General features: G+C 57.9%; 16 protein-coding genes and 8 pseudogenes. 15 read left to right on the forward strand and 9 right to left on the reverse strand.

Translation table 11 applies throughout. The features are described 5' to 3' along the window. Positions 1–1,016: 1,016 nt before the first annotated feature. Both NKI08_RS32815 and NKI08_RS32820 read right to left on the reverse strand, forming a co-directional pair. Positions 1,017–1,808, reverse strand: coding sequence for a carnitinyl-CoA dehydratase (locus tag NKI08_RS32815; protein WP_352775414.1), 792 nt, complete (start codon positions 1,806–1,808; stop codon positions 1,017–1,019). Between the two features lies 1 nt (position 1,809). After that, positions 1,810–3,879: an acetate--CoA ligase family protein gene (locus NKI08_RS32820; protein ID WP_352775417.1), complete on the reverse strand. Its 2,070-nt coding sequence runs from the start codon at positions 3,877–3,879 to the stop codon at positions 1,810–1,812. 298 nt (positions 3,880–4,177) lie between these two features. Between NKI08_RS32820 and NKI08_RS32825 the strand changes: the two are divergent. Both NKI08_RS32825 and NKI08_RS32830 read left to right on the forward strand, forming a co-directional pair. Beyond that, positions 4,178–4,328: pseudogene (locus NKI08_RS32825) on the forward strand (IS5/IS1182 family transposase); the annotation flags it as partial. Beyond that, a pseudogene (locus NKI08_RS32830) lies at positions 4,328–4,489 on the forward strand (IS256 family transposase); the annotation flags it as partial. The pseudogenes NKI08_RS32825 and NKI08_RS32830, both read left to right, overlap by 1 nt. Before the next feature lie 47 nt (positions 4,490–4,536). Here NKI08_RS32830 and NKI08_RS32835 read toward each other — a convergent pair. Further along, a pseudogene (locus NKI08_RS32835) lies at positions 4,537–5,214 on the reverse strand (transposase); the annotation flags it as partial. 312 nt (positions 5,215–5,526) lie between these two features. Beyond that, a complete protein-coding gene (locus NKI08_RS32840; RefSeq protein ID WP_352775420.1) occupies positions 5,527–5,865 on the reverse strand; it encodes a thioesterase II family protein in 339 nt (112 codons plus the stop codon). Between the two features lie 456 nt (positions 5,866–6,321). Between NKI08_RS32840 and NKI08_RS32845 the strand changes: the two genes are divergently transcribed. From NKI08_RS32845 to NKI08_RS32860, 4 genes are all read left to right on the forward strand, one after another. Further along, a complete protein-coding gene (locus NKI08_RS32845) occupies positions 6,322–6,585 on the forward strand; it encodes an aspartate/glutamate racemase family protein (RefSeq protein WP_352775422.1) in 264 nt (87 codons plus the stop codon). A gap of 58 nt (positions 6,586–6,643) precedes the next feature. Beyond that, on the forward strand, positions 6,644–7,612 hold the full coding sequence (locus NKI08_RS32850; protein WP_352775425.1) for a 3-hydroxyacyl-CoA dehydrogenase NAD-binding domain-containing protein: 969 nt from the start codon (positions 6,644–6,646) through the stop codon (positions 7,610–7,612). 610 nt (positions 7,613–8,222) lie between these two features. Beyond that, positions 8,223–8,414 (forward strand): hypothetical protein, encoded by a 192-nt coding sequence (locus NKI08_RS32855; protein WP_352775428.1) that lies wholly within the window; start codon positions 8,223–8,225, stop codon positions 8,412–8,414. Then, the gene (locus NKI08_RS32860; RefSeq protein WP_352775431.1) at positions 8,332–8,619 is read left to right on the forward strand and encodes a carbamoyltransferase C-terminal domain-containing protein; all 288 of its coding nucleotides are present in this window, start codon (positions 8,332–8,334) and stop codon (positions 8,617–8,619) included. Before NKI08_RS32855 ends, NKI08_RS32860 begins: the two co-directional genes overlap by 83 nt. A gap of 1 nt (position 8,620) precedes the next feature. On the opposite strand, the gene nodU is transcribed toward NKI08_RS32860, so the two are convergent. After that, the gene (gene nodU / locus NKI08_RS32865; RefSeq protein ID WP_352775434.1) at positions 8,621–10,285 is read right to left on the reverse strand and encodes a nodulation protein NodU; all 1,665 of its coding nucleotides are present in this window, start codon (positions 10,283–10,285) and stop codon (positions 8,621–8,623) included. 242 nt (positions 10,286–10,527) lie between these two features. On the opposite strand from nodU, the pseudogene NKI08_RS32870 reads away from it, so the two are divergent. After that, positions 10,528–10,797 (forward strand): annotated as a pseudogene (locus tag NKI08_RS32870) (transposase); the annotation flags it as partial. A gap of 91 nt (positions 10,798–10,888) precedes the next feature. Here the strand turns inward: NKI08_RS32870 and NKI08_RS32875 are convergent. Then, positions 10,889–11,621: pseudogene (locus NKI08_RS32875) on the reverse strand (IS256 family transposase); the annotation flags it as partial. Positions 11,622–11,673: 52 nt separating this feature from the next. Here NKI08_RS32875 and NKI08_RS34820 point away from each other — a divergent pair. Continuing rightward, a pseudogene (locus NKI08_RS34820) lies at positions 11,674–11,842 on the forward strand (IS1380 family transposase); the annotation flags it as partial. Between the two features lie 328 nt (positions 11,843–12,170). Here NKI08_RS34820 and NKI08_RS32885 read toward each other — a convergent pair. The 3 genes from NKI08_RS32885 to NKI08_RS32895 all read right to left on the reverse strand — a co-directional run bounded on the left by NKI08_RS32885 (position 12,171) and on the right by NKI08_RS32895 (position 14,275). After that, positions 12,171–12,578, reverse strand: coding sequence for a type 1 periplasmic-binding domain-containing protein (locus tag NKI08_RS32885; RefSeq protein ID WP_352775440.1), 408 nt, complete (start codon positions 12,576–12,578; stop codon positions 12,171–12,173). A 738-nt stretch (positions 12,579–13,316) separates the two neighbouring features. Further along, positions 13,317–13,670, reverse strand: a complete 354-nt coding sequence (locus tag NKI08_RS32890; protein WP_352775442.1) for a transposase — start codon at positions 13,668–13,670, stop codon at positions 13,317–13,319. Next, positions 13,619–14,275 (reverse strand): IS110 family transposase, encoded by a 657-nt coding sequence (locus NKI08_RS32895; RefSeq protein WP_352775445.1) that lies wholly within the window; start codon positions 14,273–14,275, stop codon positions 13,619–13,621. Before NKI08_RS32895 ends, NKI08_RS32890 begins: the two co-directional genes overlap by 52 nt. 576 nt (positions 14,276–14,851) lie before the next feature. Here NKI08_RS32895 and NKI08_RS32900 point away from each other — a divergent pair. The 7 genes and pseudogenes from NKI08_RS32900 to NKI08_RS32930 form a co-directional block, all read left to right on the forward strand. After that, on the forward strand, positions 14,852–15,736 hold the full coding sequence (locus NKI08_RS32900) for a beta-keto acid cleavage family enzyme (RefSeq protein WP_352775448.1): 885 nt from the start codon (positions 14,852–14,854) through the stop codon (positions 15,734–15,736). A gap of 466 nt (positions 15,737–16,202) precedes the next feature. Further along, positions 16,203–16,475 (forward strand): aspartate/glutamate racemase family protein, encoded by a 273-nt coding sequence (locus tag NKI08_RS32905; protein WP_352775451.1) that lies wholly within the window; start codon positions 16,203–16,205, stop codon positions 16,473–16,475. A 58-nt stretch (positions 16,476–16,533) separates the two neighbouring features. Beyond that, positions 16,534–17,505 carry a 3-hydroxyacyl-CoA dehydrogenase NAD-binding domain-containing protein gene (locus NKI08_RS32910; RefSeq protein ID WP_352775452.1) on the forward strand — a complete coding sequence of 324 codons (972 nt, stop codon included), beginning with the start codon at positions 16,534–16,536 and terminating at the stop codon, positions 17,503–17,505. Positions 17,506–18,008: 503 nt separating this feature from the next. After that, a pseudogene (locus tag NKI08_RS32915) lies at positions 18,009–19,067 on the forward strand (IS630 family transposase); the annotation flags it as partial. Between the two features lie 333 nt (positions 19,068–19,400). Then, complete coding sequence (locus tag NKI08_RS32920) at positions 19,401–20,381, forward strand: IS5 family transposase (RefSeq protein ID WP_352775454.1); 981 nt, start codon at positions 19,401–19,403, stop codon at positions 20,379–20,381. A 497-nt stretch (positions 20,382–20,878) separates the two neighbouring features. Further along, on the forward strand, positions 20,879–21,349 hold the full coding sequence (locus NKI08_RS32925; protein WP_352775457.1) for a thioesterase family protein: 471 nt from the start codon (positions 20,879–20,881) through the stop codon (positions 21,347–21,349). Positions 21,350–21,435: 86 nt separating this feature from the next. Beyond that, a pseudogene (locus tag NKI08_RS32930) lies at positions 21,436–22,247 on the forward strand (IS110 family RNA-guided transposase); the annotation flags it as partial. Positions 22,248–22,764: the final 517 nt, after the last annotated feature.

Consider the following 22,764-nt stretch of genomic DNA (forward strand, 5'->3'; position numbering starts at 1 on the left):
CTCACGCCGGGGGTATCGACATCAAACGTAAGATGTGGCGCTTCGCTCATTGTTTAGCCTGATTTGTGAGTATGCGACTTTGGGATTGGTTTTCGATGGCTATTACGCCTTTGCATTCTCCGCCCTCGAAGAGTGCACCATTATGTGTTCAATCCGCCAATATGATTTCCCGGACGACGCCATCTCGATTTTAGATGGCCACCTTTCCTGGTTCAAATACTGCTATTCTATGTTCACAACAAAACGGGATCGCGGCGAACGGCGGGGCTCCCTCACAACTGTAGCGAGATCAATTTGGGAGAGAATCCGTATTGCGTCACGTAATGATGCTAGATTCGAGCGTTGCCTCGTCCATTTGCTCCCCGCTTGGGGCGAAGGAGGCCGGGCGCAGAGATGGAGGGTTTCGCAGCGCCCCGCCTCTTTCACGAGCGCCACGGCGCCTCAGTGTGGCCTTGCGATCTCCAGGATCGGCTGCTCCTTGTTCAAGGGGTCAAACAGCAACGCGTCCGCGTGTTCGCTGCGCCAGACCTTTAGCCGGACCTGAAGCGTTCCAAGCAGTTTGCCCTCGGATTCGCCGCAAGACTCGACAGAAGTTCGCTGCCGGTCCGCCTGGTTCTGCTTCGACACAATTTCGTAAGTCAGCAGTCGCTTTGACGAGAGGCGGCACGACGTCGGCCGCTTTTGGCTTTCACAATCGGGCGATCCGTCGGCGGGACAGCCCCGTGCTTCGAGGCGATGCAAAGTCGCCAGCAAAGGTGGATCGGCTGCCCCGTCCGGGCGCGCGGTCGCGAAGTATCGGTGAGCGCAGCGAGCCGCTCCTGCATGGCGCGGATATCGCGCAACAGCAGGGCAGGATCGAGGCGGCGTATATTTCCTGCAGACGGCAATCGGCGGATTGTCGGCAATCGGGGCAACCAGCTGCGACGCAACCTGTGGTTAGATAGAACTTGCCTTTGGAGGACGACCCAAATTCTGGGACAGCGAGACCCGGCTCAGTACTATGTTCCTGCACCCCATCACCTGCCCTTCCAAACCGGCTTGCGCTTTTCGGCGAAGGCCTGGTAACCCTCCCTACTGTCCTCGGAGGCGGACAGCCTATTGAACGTTACAAGTTCCCGTCGTGCCATGCTGTTCATCGCGTCCTGGAAGGTCAGCGCCTCCGCCACCCGTACTGTCTCCTTGATCGCCGCGAAGACCAGCGTCGGGCCGCTGGCGAGCAGCCGCGCGATCTCCCAGACGCGGTCCTCGAGCTTTTCCTTGGGCAGCACTTCGTTAACCAGGCCCCAGCGCCGCGCCTCGTCGGCATCCATCCATCGACCCGTGAGTAGGAGTTCCATAGCGACATGGTAGGGGATGCGCTTCGGCAACTTGATGGTCGCAGCGTCGGCTAGTACTCCGGCGCGGATTTCTGGCAGCGCGAAGGAGGAATGGTCCGAGGCGTAGATGAGGTCGCAGGACAGCGCCAGTTCGAAGCCGCCGCCCACCGCCACGCCGTTGACACAGGCGATCACCGGCTTGTTGAGGTCGGGCAATTCCTGCAACCCACCGAAGCCGCCAACGCCGAAGCCACCGGAGTCGCCCTCGCCGGTGTCGCCGGCCGCCGCCGCCTTCAGGTCCCAGCCGGCGCAGAAAAACTTGTCGCCGGCGGTCTTGATGATGGCGACACGCAGTTCCGGATCGTCGCGGAACGCCTTGAACGTCTCGCCCATCCTCCGCGACGTCGTGGGATCAATGGCGTTGGCCTTCGGCCGATCCAGGGTGACTTCGAGGATAGCGCTCTCGCAGCGGGTGGTGATGACGTCAGCCATTCTACTTCTCTCCAAGCACGAGCAGCGCGTCGGCAATCCAAGCACCCTTGCCTTGGGCGCAGACGATCAGTGGATTGATGTCGAGCTCCTCGATCTCATGGGCATTCTTCCGCACGAAGTCGGCAATGCCGGTGATCGCGTCGATGGCGGCCTTCACATCGGCCTTCGGGCGGCCGCGATAGCCTTCGAGCACCGGGTACAGCTTAAGGCCACGCAATGCCGCCTCGATGTCGTCGCGCGTCGCCGGCAGCATCAAGGTCACGCTGTCACGCAACAATTCGACCAGCACGCCGCCGGTGCCGAGCGTCATCACGGCTCCGAACATTGGGTCGCGGGTGAAGCCGACGATCAGTTCGGCGACGCAGTTGCGCACCATACGCTCTACGTAGAGCCCGGTACCAAGCGGCAGGAGATCACGGGCCGCCGCCTTAACCGATTCGGCGTCCATGAGGTTTAGCCGCACCGCGCCGATCTCCGACTTGTGGGCCACGCCGAGAGCCTTAACGGCCACCGCAAAGCCAATCGCCTCGGAAAACGCCACCGCCTCGTCCGGCCCTCCCGCGCGCACACCCTTAGGGACCGGACAACCGGCATTGATTAGTCGCGCCTTCGTCTCCGCTTCATCGAGAATGAGACGTTTGCTTGCAGTTACCACGTGAGGAGATGCACCAATCGAATCAGGTTGCGGCCTACGCCAAACCGCCCCAATGAAAGCCGCCGCCTCGACAGCGCTCATTGCTTCGGAGAAGCCAGACAATGGCACCGCACCTGAACCGATCATCTGGGCAGCGTAGTTTTCGGGCATGTTCTCGGGCAGCGTCGAAGTGATCGCGCCTCGCGCACGCGTGTTCTTCAACGCCGTTTCGAAGGCGCGTGCTACCGTGAACCTGTCGGCACCCAGACATCGGTCATCTCGTGGGAAGTCGAGAACCAGCATGTTCAGGTCGAAGTCACCCGAGACCATAGCGGTGAAGGTCTCGATCAAAGCTCGCTCGTTGCTCCAGATGAATGTGTTATAGTCGAGCGGATTGGCAATCGCGACCAGCGGTCCGAGCGTCGCTCTCAGTTTTGCCGATTGGTCAACATTTAGCGGTGGGAAATGTATGTGACGGCCTTCCGCGCTATCGGCCATTACGGAAGCTTCCCCGCCCGAGCAACTCATCGACGACAAGCGATAGCCAGGCAGAGGGCCAGTCACGTGCAAAAGCTTCAGAGTTTCGATGAGAATGGGAATGGATTCAACCCGGGCGATTCCAAGCCGCCTCAGAAAGGCACCGGATGCGGCATCCGAGCCAGCAAGCGAAGCGGTGTGCGAGACCGTTGCCCGCTGCGCTTGCTCGGAACGGCCTACTTTTAACGCCACAATCGGCTTCCTAAGTTCCCGTGCCCGGGCGGCGAGCCTTTCGAAGCCGGCCACGGAGTCGAAGCCCTCTATATGCAATCCTAGCGCGGTGACGCGGTCGTCCTCGATCAACCCCAACGCCATCTCCGAAAGCCCCGTCTGTGCCTGGTTGCCGGCGGTCATTATGAAAGCGATCGGAAGACCCCTCTTTTGCATCGTGATGTTAATGGCGATGCTCGATGACTGGGTAATAATACCAACGCCACGGCCGCTCTCAGGCAACCTGACGCCACCATGTTCATCCGGCCACAAAAGCGCACCGTCGGCATAGTTGATCATGCCGTAGCAATTCGGACCGATGATCGGCATTTCGCCCGCTGCAACAACGAGTTCGGCCTGCAGGCGCTTGCCGTCTTCGTCAAGAGCTCCAGTCTCGCTGAAACCAGCAGCATAACAGACGGCCCCACCCGCACCGCGTTCGGCCAGACCTTTAACAACCTCTACGGTAATATTCCGATTCACGCCGATGAAAGCGGCGTCTGGAGGGCCGGGAAGATCGGCGGCGGACCGGTAAACCTGTCGATCGCCGACCTTGTCCTTCGACGGATGCACCGGCCAGATCTCGCCAGCAAAACCCATTTTGATCGACCGCGCGACAACAGCGGCAGCCGCCTCGCCGCCGAAAACTGCTATCGACTTTGGCCGAAGAAAACGTTCAAGTCTGTGCATTTACTTTCCTACTGCCGCGCCGTTGTGCTTGCGAATGGATCGGCGGCGCCGAGTGGTCGTACTGCCCGAAGCCTGGGGCGGCGACGGATCATTAATCGGGCAGAGTCTTCATTTGCATCACGTGTTTCGTCAAATATTGATTGTCGCCGCCGACCATCAGGATGCGAGATGACTGTGTGTGATCACTGGTCGGAGATCCAGCAGGCTGTTGAAAAAGACTCGCGACAGTCTCAGGTTCGTGAGTCACTCTGACCACGAAGAGGGGAGTGAATAGTGCGGGTGGGGACGGACGGGTGAACTGTTCAGCTACTTGGACCTCGGGGCTCGGGTGGCGCGATCATCCGGCGCTCCGTATTCGGACGATTGCGAACGAAGCCTTTTCGGCGTTGGAGCTGGAGTTTGCGGCGCTACACTCGCCGATTGGGCGGCCGTCGATCCCGCCGGAGAGAAGGCAATGGGAATGAGCGGCATCTCCAACAGCCAGGTCTGGCGGGTGTGCGAGGAGATCGACGGCAAGGTGAGTTGGCCCACATCTGTGGATCCACGCCACTTACCTGAAGGGCCGCGCGGTGGGCGGATCGTCTCGGCCACGGTCATCATCGCCGTCGGCGCTTGTTGCGCAGATCCTCGCTCGCGGCGGAGTGCACCCGCACTGCATCATTGGCCGACGAAGCGCTCGCCGAAGACGACGGCGAACTGAGTCTTGGCCTCGAACCACTCGCGCGGCGTCGTTTCCATTCCTCGGCCGCGTTGCCAGTTGCGCCGCCAGCTTTAGGTGATCGCCGGATATCGCTGGCCCCAGTCGCCAGCCTCGAAGTCTCCAGCGCCCTCATGCCGGCTTAGGCGTCCGTGGCCCGGTAGTTTGCCCTGAGCCCCGGCACCACGGCTTTGCGATCCTTCCATGAGCACGTCGTGCCGTTCTTCGCCTATCCCGAGAGACCGAGGGCGCCAAGTTTTGCTCGATCCAGATGCCGAGGATCTCCTTGGTGCCGTCGGGCAGGATGCCGAGCGCGATGTAGATGGCCTTGTTGCGCACGAAGCCCTCGTCCCTGATCTTGACCCGGATCGCGTCGAAGAAGACGAGCCGATTGACCGCATCGAGTGGCCGGTTCTGCCATTCGGCCACTTCCTCCAGGACGGCATCGGTCACGGCCGAGATCAGGTGCGGCGAGACGTCGATGCCGTAAAGCTCCTCCAGATGGCCGCGAATCTCGCGCACGCTCATGCCGCGGTCGAATGGCCGCTGCGGCGATTGGTGTCGCCCTCGACACGTTCATCCTCCAGGTGCTCGTCGAGCTCGGCGTTCAGAATCCGCTCCGAAAGCGCCTTCTTCAGGTGGTAAACGCATTCGGACGACCGACGGGCATCTCATTACAACCAGAGCCTTCACGTCACAGTGGGTCAGACCGATTGTTGCCGTGCCACCCCACTGCGTGTGCTTGCCATGCTATCTGACAGTGCGGCCGAAGATCAGATCGCGACTGATCGGAAGGCTTTCTACGACAAATTCAGGATTCATGAGCAGCCATCGAGAGACATCGCGTCTTTTCCAATCGACGGCAGAGCAAGCTTTTTCACGTCGCCGATGTGTCGATTCGCATCCATGCCAAGCGTACGAACCAAATCGGCTAATTATCATCCGCGAATCTATAGCATCGGTGGCTCTTCTGGAGGCAGATCGGCCGACGGGTGAGCAGACACGATAACGTGGAAGGGAGATGGCCGACCGGCCTTCTCCAGGGAGCGGGCAATCTCGTAGGCCACGAGGGCCCCTGCGCTATGGCCGAAGAAAACAAAAGGCCTATCGCTATATGCCTGGAGCGCCTCGATGACCAAGGTTACCAGTGCGTCCATGCTGCGAATGGCGGCCTCCGCTGTTCGTTTACCGCGCCCGGGAAGATCCAAGCAAATAAGCTCAACGTCATCGGGGAGATAGTCCGGCCAATTGCGGAAGGACTGGACGCTACCCCCCCGTGAGGGAAGCAAATTATCCGATACGACGGATCAAGCGAACTCTTTACGACGGTAAGCAGTACTTTTGCCTTACCAGAACTTCTCCATATACAAAATCACTCGCGAGTTTTCGCCTGAAGTCACCGCCTCCCGGCAGGCGTTACAGACATTTAACGGCTTTCACTCCGGTGTATATCTCTTTTCGGAGACTTGTCACATTGAATACATCACAATTTTGTCTAACCAACCAGCCACCATAGCGGCAGTTGACAAATTTAGCGCGTCTGTTAAACATCGGTTAAAGTGGCCAAAATTTATATAACGATAACTTTACACAAGGATCTAGTTTTTCCATCCGGTGTTTGATAATTTTAGGTTTGACAGGAGTGCCCCCTTTTTCCAGACGCGGCTCACGCTGACGCGGCTCTTGCCGTCGACAAACTCACCGTCGTGACTCTCGAGTGTTTCGAGACGATTTGCTTTGGCTCAGTGATCGGCCGACCGGGATGGATCGTCATCGGCGGCATTGAAGGCGGTAAGATGTTGGAAAACGCGTGCATGCGTCCGCCGCAACCGACCGATATCGCCGACATCGAGAATGATGTGGCTGCTTGTGTCGCGCGGCTCCGCGTCGCAAATCCGGACATCGCTGCGTTACTTTTCACTTGCACGGGTTCCGATAACGCCGGCAATCCGTCGTATGGCGGGGCTGCCGATCTACGACATCACAACCATATGCCGGATGACGCTTGAGGCCGTTGCCTGAGGGGGCGCTACGTTACGAGGCGATCTTTCGTTGCTGGAGAGACAAATGACTGAGCAAAAAACACTAGGCGCTGCGAACCGGATCGCGAGGGTCACTTGCATTGGAGGGGGCATGATTGGGGCCGGTTGGGCCGCACATTTTATGAGGGCCGGCTTAGAAGTCGTGGTTTTTGATCCCGCTGCCGAGCGGGAGACTTTTCTGAGGGAGTACTTAGCCAAGGCAATGCCGAGCCTTGAAAAGCTGGGAATGGCACCGGGCGCCTCACCTACGCGCGTGCACTTTACAACGAACATGGAGGAAGCCCTTAAGGATACGGACTTCGTTCAAGAAAGTGGGCCCGAAAACATCGACGCCAAGATTAAACTGATTGGCGAAATCGATGCTCTCACGGCGCCTGATGCTGTCATTGCTTCAAGTTCTTCAGGTTTCCTCGCCGCCGATTTGAGAAGGGCAGTCCGGCATCCAGAGCGCATCCTGATCGGTCATCCCTTCAATCCACCATACCTCGTGCCTCTTGTAGAGATTGCGGGTGGCGACGCCGCCCCGCAGGCAGCCGCCACGGCATCAGAATTTTATAAATCGACAGGATGCGAAGTGGTCTCGCTTGACCGAGAGATCACCGGTTACATTGGGAATAGAATTCAATACGCGGTTTTGAAGGAAATTCTTTACATAGTGTCTCAAGGAGTAGCTGACCTTCAGGCGATCGACACGGCTATTGCTTCTGGTCCAGCCATAAGGTGGGCTGTTATGGGCGCGTCATCGGCATTGTTTCTTGGGGCGCGAAACCCAACCGCTTATGGCGACTACACAGAAGGTTTCGCTGACGACATGGAGCAAGGTTGTTACCTGGCGCCGCCAGACTTCCAGCCAGATCGGCAATTGCTGCGAGCATATGGCGAGCAAGTCTTGAAAGGTATTGGCGCCAACGGCCAAGCCGAGCTTATGGAATTGCGAGATGCAGGGTTGGTGGCCATTCGATCTGCATTGTGGCGGGGCAAACGAAAGCCTTAAAGATGCCTAAGTTAAAAAAGTTAAGACGCATAAACAAGCCGGCAACATGATCCGCGACTAATTCCGTCGAGTTAACTTCTCTACCACGGAGTATGATGATGAGGCACATAATTAAAGTAGCTCATCATCGCCTGTCCCGGCGGTGTTGGAAAAATGGTAGCGGAACGTTTCGTTACCGAGGATGCAAAAATGCTCGTCTGCCGTCGACAATGAAGCAAGTCGGGGTATTCAGGAATCCGAGTGTCATCGCAGTCAATCCTGACGTGTCAGCCTCGACGGCTGTGGCCTTCTTCGAGCAGGCGAATCGCCGTCTTGGCGGGCGGGATATCTTTATCAACAATGCTGCGTCGGACGATGACCCTTCCACAAATCCGTCCGCCCGGATCTGTGAGGGCGAAAAACGAATGGCTGAGCTACTCGACTACGATCGATCTGTACCCGATGCCCAGGGGAATCTACGGGATTCACCTTACTACATATTGGCGTAACCCATCAGAAGTTCACGAACCTCGATAGGCGAGTTTCGGACGCTATCTTCGATTCGTTCCACACTTTCGCGAAGAAGTGCCTAACAAAGGGCTTTCCGCTGCTTATTGCCGGCAGGTGCGGATTGAATTGCGAGTGGAACCGCCGATGGATCGAGACGAACCTGTTTTCCGACGTATTCATTCCTCCGTGCATGAATGACACGGCTCAGCGATCGGGACCGCGTCGACGCGATGCGGTATTTCACAGGCCATGCGAAGATCAAGTGGAACACTCGACGAGATCGACCGAACGGACTCGACATCAATTCACTTGACTACGACCAAGTGACTTCGGCGTTGCTGAGCGATAAGGTGATCGGGTGGGTACAGGGGAATTGCGAAATCGGGCCACGAGCGCTCGGCAATCGGTCGATTCTCGCAGCGCCCTTCTCAAAAGCAACCCATGAGCGGTTAAATCGCGTCAAAAACCGAGAGGGTTTCGGCCCCATTGCACCGAAAAATACAGTCGGCCGGCGATAGCTCAGTTGTGAGCTTTTTTGGTCCACAGCAGGCCGTCGGACCATATGTATTCAACGCGCCCCCACTGGCAGGCTGATGCAACATCCGGGAAGAATCCACGTCCATGGTGGTTGGCACTCGTATTGCAAAGCAGCGGAATGCCCGTGAGTTTTTCATACTCGACAAGAAGCTCCCCGACCCTGTGCTTAGAGGTTCTGGGAATTGTCTGCAATCGAGCAGACCCGTCGAGATGTACAACGGCGGGGATTTTGTCCCGCCATTCCGCCCGTGTCTCGTGATCGAACAGCATGTAAGGGTCCGGTGTTCCTGGGCTGAAAATATCCGGCGCACGATCCTCTAGGCATATAGGTGCCACTGGCCGGAAGTGTTCTCGAAGTTTGACGTCGTTGAGATGATCCTTCATTCCCGCCGATGTGGCCGCTGCGAGAATGCTTCTGCCACCCAACGCCCGTGGTCCGAGCTCGGCGCAGCCGGCAAGGAACACCACGGGCTTATTTCTCGCGAGGATGGTAGCAAGTTCACGCACGCTGCACGGCGCAGCCTCCCAGTCGGGTGGCACCTCGCTGCGTTTCAGTAGCGGCCCACTGTAGACTGACCATTCCAGCGGCACAAAACCTTTGTCCGCTGCCATTGCGGAGCAAGCCGCACCTATCGCCGCGCCGCTGTCATTAGGAAAGGGCGGCACCCAGACAGCATCGAATAGGCCGGTAGCACGTAGTGCGCTGTTCCATTTGATATTGAGACCGCATCCACCGGCTATACACAAATTGCGCGATCCCGGAAACCCTGAATGCCGCTGCAAAACGCTCGTCATCTCCCGAATGAGGAGATGTTCGAGGAAAAAATGAAACGATGCAAGGACATCTTCGGGTCGCTTGGCCTTCAATCGCACCGCGCTCGCGTGAAAGAAGTCATGGATAGCCGCAAGCGAGGGTCCCACGCCGCTCTCCGCATGGTAGTGACTAGCATGCTGCGCATCGGCCGCAAAGCGCTCCTCGTAGAGCTCCCGGAAAACAGCTATGATGCCTTCTTTAGGAGATCCCAGCGCGATATAGGCCATCAACTTGCCGGCAACACCTAGGTCGTCCGAGTTGCTGCGGCCCATATAAGGTCCGAAATGCTCGCCTGCGGCTGCATAGGCATGGCCTATCAGCGGAAAGAGGCATTCGATGAACCGAGCGCCGCAGGGGTCTACATAGTAGAGACGTGGATAGATGATGCCGTCCCATATCAAGCAGAAGGCGGATTGTCCGGCTTTGGCAAATGGGCTGGTGCAGTATGCGGAGGCCAGATGACCCGTGACGTGCGGATAGCTCTTATAAGGAAAGATCCTCCCGTCGAGCATCAGATTAAAGTTGTCGCTTGAAGTGAGAAGACCGTCGGGATGGCGTTCAACATACGGCGCCCAGTTGAGAGTAAGAGGTTCCGCCCCGCTGAGGACTTGAAAACCCTCCCTCCACAACCCGCCGTCGACGACGAACTGATCAACATCGCGCGGATCCCGACCGTGCTCCGCCAAGGCGATAACAATGGCGTCGAGATTGTCGATGGCTTGATACCGTCTATTGTTGCCCCACTTCTCGAGTTCGACACAAAAGACAAGCCGTCCATCCTCGACAAGGGCGATCGCTCCGTCATGCCTCAGTTTGATACCGCAGATGCGCATAATGCCTCCATGTCCACGCCGGCAATTCGATTGATTCGAAGATCGTTCTGGCAGCTCAATCGGCCCCTTGATTCAAACGAACTAAAGCACTGGCGAGGTCGCTTGGGCAGCTACCAAATCGGATAGGCTGGGGCGCGGCAGGTAGAGTTAGCGGCAGAGTGGAGTAAGACTCGTCCATGTTGGCAGCGCCCCGCCGTGAGGTAGCCACGCACAAACGGCCCGGTCGATTCGTGGCCTGACCGGCGCAGGCTGCTTCATTGCTGAGGGCGCGGCGCAAGCGGCTCGGATGGGGTCGAAAGGAAAGAGATCTCTATCAGCGTCATCGCTGGCGGGTCGAGGGCGTGCATGGCGAAGCCAAGACATGGCACGGCCTCGCCCGCGCGGTGCGCCGAGGATTGGACAATATGCGCATCCAGGCCTTCCACGCTGCGGCCATTAATCTGAAGCGGCTGGCCGTCGCACTCTACGGCTGCTTCTGCTTCTGCTCATCAGCAATTCGACGGTCAGCATGAAATTTCAGAGGCTCGCCGCGGTATGACGCGTCGTTGTACAGGTTGATCGCCACCGGCTCGGAGCCCGAAATTGCCGGGCAAAAAATCACTTCTTCAACAGGCCCACAATGCACGTCTGGACGATCGCCTCCGGGAACACCGCTGTAATCGCAGGAGAATATCCTGCACGCCACGGTTGCGCAGTTCGTTCATCACCGCAGCCAGAACTTCGCGCCCCCATTCTGCTCAAGCCACAGGCCGAGCACCTCCTTACTCCATCAGCGCGAACACCGAGAGCGATGTGGATGGCTTTATTCCGGACCATCCCTTCGTCGCGGATCTTGCCCCGGATCGCATCAAAGAAAATGAGCGGGTAAACAGGATCGAGCGGCCGTTGCTGCCAGGTGGCGACTTCATCAAGCACGGCGTCTGTCACCGTTGAGATCAGGTCCGGTGACACATCGATGCCGTACAGATCGTGTAGGTGCCCGGAGATCGTACTCATGCCGCGCGCGTACATCGATACGATCTTGTCATCTAAGACGGCGCTGGTACTTGGCGATCAGTTGCGGGTCGAAGCTCGACTGGCGGTCGCGCGGGACATCGATCTCCAGCTTGCCGGTCTCGGTCGTCACGATCTTGCGCCCATAGCCGTTACGCGTAGTGCCAGCGTCTTCGCCGCTCGCCAGATGATGATCCATCTCCGCGTTCAGCGCGCGCTCTGTCAGAGCCTTCTTGAGCGTGTCCAGCAGACCGCCTTGATCAAAAGCTGCGCTCGCGGCACCTCCCGCAAGCAACTGGTCGAAAAGCTCATTCGGTATCGCGGGGTCTTTGCGTCGAGACATAGTGGGAATCCTTTTTACCCATTATGCCCGCCCGCACACTGAAATTCTGACACTCCCGAAGCGTTCGAGCTTTGCGGTCGCTGCAATTCGACACGCTGCGTTTGCGTCTCATCAAGATCGCCGCGCGGGTGGGTCGAGATGAAGACCCAAATCTGCCGACATCATGCCCCAACCAGCGCATCCTGCGCATCGTCCTCGATCGCATCCCGCGGCTCCTGACAGAGCCGACGGGGCGCCGCCGCCCCGAAAGACAAACCCGCCGACCGCAACCCGCAACCCCCCGCCTTCCATCACGACGGCTCACCGCGGTGCCCGAAGGGGTTGGTAAAAGGCACTGCAACGGCTGCCGCTTCAGGCCGCCGAAAAACTCATCGGTGTTCATCAAGGCGGCCAACGCTCTCGATACTTTGGCAGAGTTGCAGACCTGATCCGGATGCGCCCTCGCGAGGGAAAATTGCCCGCACAGGGAAAAACTCGCCGGAAGAACCCGGAAAATGACTCTCTAAGCGATCGAAGGAGTTGCGGCGGTTGCATGGTGCCGAATTCCCATCACTTTCCGTTCGTCTTCGTTGTACATTGGACAAGACGAGAATAGCGACGACGAATGACCCACATTGTGCGCGGATCGGCATTGGCCTTGTGAAGCTGCTTGAAAGAGAAGGCTTCATCTGCGAAACTGTTGGTTCGTGTCACCAATGCACGAAATAGGGGCGAAAACGCTATTATGGTCTTCGCCGAAAAGATCGTGTCGTACAGGTCAGATCCCACTTTTATATCGACGTATTTCACCCCGGGAATATCCAAACCTATGGAGGGTACGATGGGATCAAGGATCCGATTTACAGTTCTAGGCCCAATCTCGTGAAGGACGAAGGCCACCGCTCCGTATTTGCTAAATCGATAGCCTTTGATGATGAGTTGCACTGGAACTTGACCTTGAAGCTTGGTGATTTCCATAACAATTCTAAATCGCATCGGTACGCCCTTCTCTGCTAGCAGTGATCGAAAACCCATGACCAAACAGCTGTCGCAAGGACTACGTGCGTCCGAACTTCGGCCCCAATGTCCTGTATTTAACCGGATAGGCTTGAGGAGCCGCAGATGGTTGGACCAGTCCACGCGCCTTGGCAATCAGGCGGCTCACCGCAGTTGTGCCGCAACCTCTGTCTTTGCGACTACCTAAGATGGCAGGTATCGTCGCCGGGTGTCTTAAGTACAATGCCGGCGATCGCGCGTTGCAGCGTAAGGCCGTCGTCTAACCCGTCTTATTCATGACGCCTCTGGGTTTGTTTGGCGCTGAGTGGCGAACAGGTGGGGGCGGGGCGTCTTTTTCACCGCGGCTGTGTCTGGACTTGTGAACGCGCTGGAGTTTGAAGCTGTCTGGTTCGACGGGGGCTGCTGCCCGGCGGTCATGGTCCAGCGGGCTGCTGATTGCTGGCGAGCGCCCGCAACAGGCTGGCCTCGGGACAGGCGGCGGCGAAGGCCAGGCGGACGCGCATCGCTGTATCGCAGCTCGGACCGCGTGAGTGGTCGTGGCGCTCCCGTGAAGTGTCTGTCCCATAGTCTGTCCTTGTCGATGGCGGCATCAATTCTACCATCACACCGTGGGACTAAACACATAGTCAGGCGGCTTTTGTCCTTCCCCCCTCGATGACCACACCCGCATTGACATATTTCCACAATGCGACGAGCAGCTTACGGGCAAGCGCAACAATCGTCGTTTTCTTGAACCGCTCGCCATTGCGCCTGACCCGATCTTGGAACCACAACGTGAGCGCCGAGTGCCGATTGACAGCGCAACCACAGCCAGGCGAGCTGAATCAGCGTCGCTCGTAGCCTTGGATTGCCGGATTCGAGACCCCTGGTCGTGATCGATTGACCCGCGCTGCCAGGGTGTCGGTGCAAGGCCCGCATAGGCGGCCAGCTGTCGTCGGTTGCTAAATGGCGGGAAAGCCCTTCCGACCATAAAACAGCAGTAAACTCCGGCCCGATGCCTTTCAGGCTGAGCAGCATCGCCGCCGGCGACACAGCCTCAGCGGCAGCAAGCATGGCATCGCGCGCGGCTTCGACCGTCTTGATCTGTTCCAGACAAGTTCCAGCCGATCAAGTTCGCGGCCGACCTGCGCCTTCAAATGGGCGGGCAATGGTCGCCTGTCGCCAGTCTTAAGTTCCTCCAGTTGCTTACGCCGGTCGCGGCGCAGCGACTCATAGCCGGACACGCCTTGGCTGAACAGTCGGCCCTTGACGCGACAGCGATTGACGTGACTGATCCGCTCGTTCGTCAATGCCTTGCGCTCCCGCGAGAGACGGTGCCGGTCCTCTTCTTCCGGTGTCGGCGCCCGGACCATCGCACAAACCCGTGTTTCGCCTCGCTTGTGGGCCAGCAAAGCCCGAACCAGCGCCTCGCCGTCGATCTTGTCGGTTTTTGCCCGCCGCTCGGCGGGGCGATGTGGCAATCGATGCGGATCGACGACATGGCATTCGATCCCCTCGGCCTGCAGCACGCGATGGATCCAGAAGCCGTCAAGCCCGGTCTCCTGGATCACGATGATTGGAAAGCATTTCCCGGTCCGCGCTTGTACCTTTCGGGTGAACTCGGCAAATCGTGCCAGCATGCTGGCGATGTCGCCGGCCGTTACCGAATGCTTCGACATCTTCCCACCACCGGGCGACAGCGAGGTGATCAGCCACTTCGAGCGACTAAGTTCCAACGAGACGAAGATGGCGCCAAGATCGGTACGTAGCGATCAGCGGGTCGGATCGGTAAGCTGCAAAGCGCATGTTTGGCCTCCAAGGTGAGATGCTAGCGACCTCACTTTGCCAGAGCGCAGGTCGCTATCAACCTCCTCATAGGATCTCGCGAGATCTGGTGGACGGGTTGGCCTAAGGAACCGACTCCTGCGCCAAATCAATCGCTTAAGCTACATCCGCCAGCCTCTCCAACAAACTGTCATGCATCGCGTTGGGCCAGAGCGAACTTCAAACGGATTAAGCCAAAGGGGCAATGTCACAGCGGCGCCGACTTCTCGGCTTGGGAATACACGGCACACAGTCATCTCGCATCCAGATGGCCGGCGGCGACAATCAATATTTGACGAACACCTGATGCAAATGAAGAATCCGCCCGATTTAATGATCGGCCGCCCGCCCCTAGCCTTCGGGTAGTACGAACACTCGGCGCCGCCACCGAGTGCATGGCGCCAGACTAATACCGAAGTAGGGAGTTTCTAATGTCGCGGAAAGTCATTGTCACGTGTGCAGTCACCGGCGGAAGTTCTGCGGTCCTTGCGAAGCATCCAAATATCCCCAAGACGCCGTCCCAAATCGCGGAGGCCGCACTGGAAGCTGCAAAGGCTGGGGCTGCGATTGTGCACATTCACGTCCGTGAGCCTGACACGGGAGCCCCATCAAACCGAATTGAGCTCTATGAACAGGTTGTTAAGAAGCTTAGGGACGCGGCGACGGATGTCATCATCAACTTATCCTGTGGAATGGATGGTGAACTTGAACTACATTCTTTGGACCCCGTGATAATAGGAAAGACTAGCACGCTTAAGAGCGCAATTGGACGCTGCTCCCATGCCGTCAAACTTCAGCCAGAGCTTAGCACCCTGGATTGCGGAACGATGGCTTTTGGGGAGGCGATTTTCGTTGCGCGTATGTCCGATCTGCGAGAGATGGCGACGCTTATGCGCGAGGCTGGCGTCAAGCCCGAGCTCGAATGCTTCGATCTCGGCCACATCGAAGTCGCAAAGAAACTCATCTCCGAAAACATAATTGACGGTCCGCCCCTTTTCCAATTTTGCCTCGGCACGGGTTACGGTGCTCCCGCTGTGCCGAGCGCTGTGCAGGCGATGCGTGAGATTCTCCCTTCTGGGGCAGTCTGGGGGGGATTTGGCTGTGGTGCAGACGAGATGCCGATGGTTGGGCAGTTCGTGGCCATGGGCGGACACGTCCGGGTAGGATTGGAAGATAATATTTATCTCCGACGTGGGGTGCTGGCATCCAATGCCGAGCTCGTTGACAATGCGGTTGGGATCATCGAGCGCATGGGCGCCAGCGTCGCCACACCTGCCGAAGCACGGGCAATTCTTGCCGTCAAAAAGCGCGGATGACCGCACTTGGCTATCCCATGCAACGACGATAATAGCGGACTAACACCTCATGGAGCCGGAATGACGTCGCAAACCGGAAGCTGCCTTGGAATTCTGGGCTTGGAACCTGGTTTGCCGGCCGGCGTGACGCCGCCGGCGCTGTCGTCCGGCTCGCTGTTTAGTTCAGCTACTTTCGATTTTCCCGTGATGTCGGAAACCGTCGAGGGAGCCTGGGCGGATGTTGTGATGCAGGGCGAGCCTGCGCTCGAGCCCGCTTTTGTGACAGCAGCTCGGAGGCTGGTAGAGCGAGGCGCGGTGGTAATCACCTCGGACTGCGGCTCTGCTGTCCGCTATCAGGCGGCGGTGGCTGCGGCGGTAAGTGTGCCGGTAATAATGTCCAGTCTGCTTTTGGTGCCGCCGCTGCTCCGCAACTGCCCCCAAAGCCAAACTCACCGTCGTGACTCTCGAGTGTTTCGAGACGATTTGCTTGGGCTCAGTGATCGGCCGACCGGGATGGATCGTCATCGGCGGCATTGAAGGCGGTAAGATGTTGGAAAACGCGTGCATGCGTCCGCCGCAACCGACCGATGTCGCCGACATCGAGAATGATGTGGCTGCTTGTGTCGCGCGGCTCCGCGTCGCAAATCCGGACATCGCTGCGTTACTTTTCACTTGCACGGGTTCCGATAACGCCGGCAATCCGTCGTATGGCGGGGCTGCCGATCTACGACATCACAACCATATGCCGGATGACGCTTGAGGCCGTTGCCTGAGGGGGCGCTACGTTACGAGGCGATCTTTCGTTGCTGGAGAGACAAATGACTGAGCAAAAAACACTAGGCGCTGCGAACCGGATCGCGAGGGTCACTTGCATTGGAGGGGGCATGATTGGGGCCGGTTGGGCCGCACATTTTATGAGGGCCGGCTTAGAAGTCGTGGTTTTTGATCCCGCTGCCGAGCGGGAGACTTTTCTGAGGGAGTACTTAGCCAAGGCAATGCCGAGCCTTGAAAAGCTGGGAATGGCACCGGGCGCCTCACCTACGCGCGTGCACTTTACAACGAACATGGAGGAAGCCCTTAAGGATACGGACTTCGTTCAAGAAAGTGGGCCCGAAAACATCGACGCCAAGATTAAACTGATTGGCGAAATCGATGCTCTCACGGCGCCTGATGCTGTCATTGCTTCAAGTTCTTCAGGTTTCCTCGCCGCCGATTTGAGAAGGGCAGTCCGGCATCCAGAGCGCATCCTGATCGGTCATCCCTTCAATCCACCATACCTCGTGCCTCTTGTAGAGATTGCGGGTGGCGACGCCGCCCCGCAGGCAGCCGCCACGGCATCAGAATTTTATAAATCGACAGGATGCGAAGTGGTCTCGCTTGACCGAGAGATCACCGGTTACATTGGGAATAGAATTCAATACGCGGTTTTGAAGGAAATTCTTTACATAGTGTCTCAAGGAGTAGCTGACCTTCAGGCGATCGACACGGCTATTGCTTCTGGTCCAGCCATAAGGTGGGCTGTTATGGGCGCGTCATCGGCATTGTTTCTTGGGGCGCGAAACCCAACCGCTTATGGCGACTACACAGAAGGTTTCGCTGACGACATGGAGCAAGGTTGTTACCTGGCGCCGCCAGACTTCCAGCCAGATCGGCAATTGCTGCGAGCATATGGCGAACAAGTCTTGAAAGGTATTGGCGCCAACGGCCAAGCCGAGCTTCTGGAATTGCGAGATGCAGGGGTGGTGGCCATTCGATCTGCATTGTGGCCAGGAAAACCTAAGAGTGTCTAAATTGCAGAAGGTCAACAACTAAAAAGCGGTCCATGGACTATATGTTTGATGTTCCCGAACGAAATACTCCTCATTGCTCGGCCATCCGCGGTTGCGTCGTGAGACGATGAAGCTGACGCTGGATGCCTCCACGCACATTTCTGATGCAGCCGTGATGTGTGGTGCGGCGCGCCCACAAGATCTTTGCCTTGTCGGCAGCGAAAGGCACCCAAAGGCACGCACCTCGCGAAAATTTAGCGGTGCAATAGCACTCACCCGCAATGGGTATGATACGGCTTAAGGAGGACAGTATGGTAATCTTTGGTTTGCGAAATAAAAAGGCTGTCGTAACGGGAGCGGCTTCCGGTCGGTCTTGCCACAGCGACAAAACTAACAAGATCTGGCGCTAGGGTAGCGATAAATGACTTGCGCAGAAGGATAAGCTGATCATTGAAGTCGCCAAACTAGTGTTCTGTTTCTGACGGTGGATTCTCAATTTCGATGAAGTGTGCGAGTCTTGCGGAATGGGCAAGATCGAACGCATTGAGGTTCCCGCCGCTGATCGGGAGAGACTTGCAGGTCTGGTTCGTGATCGCAACACGCCGCAGAAGGTTGTGTGGCGTGCACGGATCGTCCTGTTGACGGGCGACGGTCTGCGCGCGCTGCCGGTTGCTGAGGCGGTCGGCAAGAGCGTGCTGACTGTGCGGCGCTGGCGTCGGCGCTATCGCGACAAGGGGATTGAAGGCCTGTTGAAGGATGCCACGCGGCCGCCGCGCAGGAAGCCGTTGTCGGCTGAGACGGTGAAGAAGGTGGTGGACATGACGCTCAACACCAAGCCGCTGGGCATCACGCATTGGAGCGTGCGCACGATGGCGAAGGCGTCCGGCATCTCGCCGGCTGCGGTGCAGCGGATTTGGAAGGCGCACGGTCTCAAGCCGCATCTGACGCGTACATTGAGCTCTCGCGCGATCCCAAATTCGCCGACAAGGTCGCCGATGTGGTTGGCCTCTACCTCAACCCGCCCGACAAGGCGTTGGTACTGTGCGTCGACGAGAAGAACCAGATCCAGGCGCTGGATCGCACGCAACCAGGCTTGCCGATGAAGAAAGGGCGCGCTGGAACCATGACGCACGACTACAAGCGTCATGGCACGACCACCCGCCGCCTTGGATGTGAAGACCGGCAAAGTGATCGGCGAGTGCCTGCCGCGGCATCGGGCGAAGGAGTTCTTGCGCTTTCTCAGGATCATTGAGCGCGACACACCCAAGCATCTCGATCTGCATCCGATCATGGACAATTACGCCACCCACAAGACCCCGGCCGTGCAGACCTGGTTGAAGAAGCGCCCACGCGTTCATTTCCACTTTACGCCCACATCCGCCTCGTGGCTCAATCAGGTCGAGCGCTTCTTCGCGGAAATCACCGACAAGAGCATCCGCCGCGGCGTCTTCAGAAGTGTCCCCGAACTGCAGCAGGCAATCATGGATTACCTCGAAGCGCATAACGCCAAGCCCAAACCGTTCGTGTGGACCGCCACCGCCGGCAACATCCTCGAAAAAGTCGCTCGTGCAAAACAAGCGTTAGAGTCACAACACTAGGGACGAAGGCCTGGATGTTCACAGCGTGCCTGGAGAGTCAGCCAACCAGGCTCCGCGGCACAAGTTGTCTCTACTGCTTTGGAAGTGCTCGGCGGCCTTAATTATCTGATCAACCACGCAGGAGCACCCGGTAAACAACTCGCCCATCCCTGTAGATGATTTTGATGCTCTTATACCCGCCTTCTGGCAGTAGATGCTGGACGTTAATTCATTGAGTTCGTTCTGGATGATTAAGGCTGCCCGTATCTCTCTCATCGAGATCTTTGCACAGAAGCCGATCAGTGATTCTGTTGTGAGGTTGGAGCAGGGAGATTCGCGATGGTGGATCGTGTTCTGGGTCAGTTGAGTCTGGCGGACGGTCTTGCGGTGTGGGATGAGACGATCTTCGACCTGATTGCGAAAGAGCTGGACTGGGAGCCGATCAGCAAGCTGCTTGGCCCGCGCAGCAGCAGCGGCCCGGGTAGCGCCAGCTACCCGGCAATGTTGCTGGTGCGCTGCCTTCTGCTGGGTGTGTGGCATGGGCTGAGCGATCCAGCGCTTGAGGCGCAGATCCGTGACCGGCTGTCGTTTCGCCGCTTCGTTGGCTTCAGCCTCTCGGACCGTACGCCCGATCATTCGACCCTATGGCGCTTTCGCGACGAGCTGACGCGTGAGCGGCTGATCGACAAGGTGTTTGAGGAGATCAACCGGCAGCTGGAGACGAAAGGCCTGATCGTCAAGCGCGGCACGCTGGTCGATGCCTCGTTCATGCAATCCCCCGGCCGGCCGCCCAAGCAGCCGAAGAAGGGCCACCACGGCCCGGTCAAGCCGTCGGCGGACAAGGATGCGCGCTGGGGCAAGAAGGGCAAAAAGAGCACTTTTGGCAACAAGATGCACATTGGCGTCGACCAGGGGCACACCTTGATCCGGCGCGTCGAGGTGAGCGACGCCTCAGTCACCGACACCGAGCCGGCCGACCGGTTGATCTGCGGCGATGAGAAGGCGGTCTATGGCGATCAGGCCTATTACACCCATGCCAGGCATGACCGGCTCGCTGAGGCCAAGGATCGCCTGATGCGGCGGCCCAACAAGCATCACCCTGAATTGCCGCCGCGCGACAAGCTGCGCAACCGGCTGATCTCCAAGGTGCGGGCGGCGGTTGAGCGGCCTTTCGCCGTGTTCAAGGAGCGTTACGGCATGCGGCGCATGCGCTTCTTCAACCTTGCGACCAACCGCACGCAGTGCATGCTGGCGGCATGCGCCTACAATCTGCGGACTATGATCGGTGTCCTGTATCCACCCAAAGAGAGACGGGCGTGAGGGAGGAGTGCGTCCAAAATCGAGCCGATCGGGCCAATGATGCCGGTCGATGCCGCGCCAGGGCGACAGGGCGAGGCCTTAGACGCCTTCAAAAGACGCCCAGTAGGCCAATCAGGTTAAGCACACCCTTCATGCAAAGCCCTCTCATCGAGAGCCATGGCGCAGTGGTCAATACGGTATCCACAGGCGCATTCGCGTGTAACGGCCTCGGTCAGCCTGAGTATGCGGAACTCATCACTTATCTCGCGGCAGGCGCGTCATACACGACCGCCCAGGTTGTAATAGCTGATGGCGGCGTATTCCTTTTAAGCTGAAGAATTGCAGGACTTAAGCCGGTCATCCCCGGAAAGACATGCGGTTGGCCCTTTATTGAGCTCATGCGAGCTGCACATGAACCGTCGGAACTCAGTTTCCTGAGTGCACAGATAAAGTTGCCGACTTAACGTTATCATTGCGGGGCTGTAATCTGCTAGGATCACACGAGATGGGGGAAATAAATGGATGTGACCCGGGAATTCGCAGCAATGGTGACCGACGATCTTATCGACGGATATGGGCACATGAATATGGTGCACTATCTGGGAGCGTTCAGTAGAGCTGCGGATTTACGGCTCGGTCCTGCGATACGTCTAGGCCCCGATGGCTCTGTGATCTCTGGCCTCGTCACCGCCGAAGCGCGGGTCGCTTACAAGAAAGAAGCGATGCGCGGGGACGATTTGCGCCTCACTACTTGGATAGTAGACCTTGACGAAAAGCGAGTCCATGTCGCGCAAACGATGGTGCGCGGAGACGGAACGTTACTGTCGACAGCTGAACAGCTTTTCCTGAATTTCAACCTGCTATCGCGCCGCGTAGAACCATTCCTGCCGGACGTGATGGCCGAGCTTGGACGCTCTATCGAGGCAGACAGTGGTAAATTCGATCCGGGCATTGTCAGTCGCCGAATGGGCATACCGAGAGTGGTATGAATTAACTGGCCATCGTTTGTCTGAGTGATGCGAGTAGATAGTTCGGATCGTGGCGAAAGCTTTCATCCCCACTGCATCGATGAAACGAGGCGCTACTGCGCGTCTTGCTGGCCTTTAAGAGGGAGGGCCGCGGGTATGCTCAATGGTGAGAACGATATCCCATGAAGATGAGGACCGGCGGCGAATTGGCCGAGAACGCAAGGCGCTGATGGTCGAGCGCGTCGCCCATATCAATCGCATCAAGGGCCTGCTGTTCTCGCAAGGCATCACCGATTACGAACCACTTTACAAAAATCGCCGCCAGCGGCTCGAAGAGTTGCGGACGGGAGATGGACATACACTGCCACGGCACATGAGGGCCAAGATCAGCCGGGAGTTGGACTGGTTGGAACTGGTCATCAATCAGATCAAGATCATCGAGAATGAACGCGATGCGCTCATCGCGGCGCAGACCGCTGACAGCACGAAGCGCCGGTCACGATGCTGCTTGCGATCAAAGGACTCGGTGCGGAATTCGCCAACATCCTTTGGTCGGAGGGACTGTTCCGGCATTTTGACAACCGCCGTCAAGTCGCCGCCTATGCCGGCCTCGCGCCGACGCCCTGCCAAAGCGGCTCGATCGACCGGGAGCAAGGCGTATCAAAGGCGGGCAATCCAAGATTGCGAACAACGCTGATCCAACTGGCCTGGCTACGGTTGTGGCACCAACCGGACTCGGCATTGGCAAAATGGTTCAAGGGCACGCGTTGAATGCAACGGTGGGCGCATGAAGAAAACGACCATCGTTGCGCTGGCGCGCAAGCTGCTGGTCGCCCTGTGGAAATACGTGGCCTCTGGGGTCGTGATCAAAGGTACCGTTATAAAAACGCATAACACGTCCACCACTTCATCTTTCTGAAATCTACCGGGGCCTCATGAACCCTGGCGGATCCAGGTGACGACGGAGTGAGCGTTTGGCAAAAAATGCCGTTTCACAGAATGGTCTCGTCATCCTGGGCTCAGCCCGCCGAACGCGGGATATTGGTGCGGCCGGAATAGACGGCGACCGAATGATGTGAGTTGGATCAGGCTCCGCGAAGCGAGCCGTGTCGTGGAGTTTGGGCCCAAGCCTGGAACCGTGTGCAATGAGGAGATCGACTTTGCTTCATCGACTTGGCACCCTTTCCGATGAAGCCGGCCACCGATTCCAATTTGAAGCCGGCCAGCGTTCCGATTTCATTCCGGCCACCATTCCGATTTGAAGGCGGCCAGTTTTCGGTCTGATCCTGGGCCTCGTTGATGTTTGTGTCAAGCGAAGTGAGGATTTGACCCCCGCATTGCCTCAAGCAAAATGTTACCAATAGTGTCGCTGTTCCGAATGGGATGGTCAGGTGTTGTCATCCCGATTCGGAGGATGGATGGCAAGGCGGATCAGC

Source organism: Mesorhizobium sp. M0768 (assembly GCF_040320195.1).
In the GTDB taxonomy this organism is placed as follows: Bacteria; Pseudomonadota; Alphaproteobacteria; order Rhizobiales; family Rhizobiaceae; genus Mesorhizobium.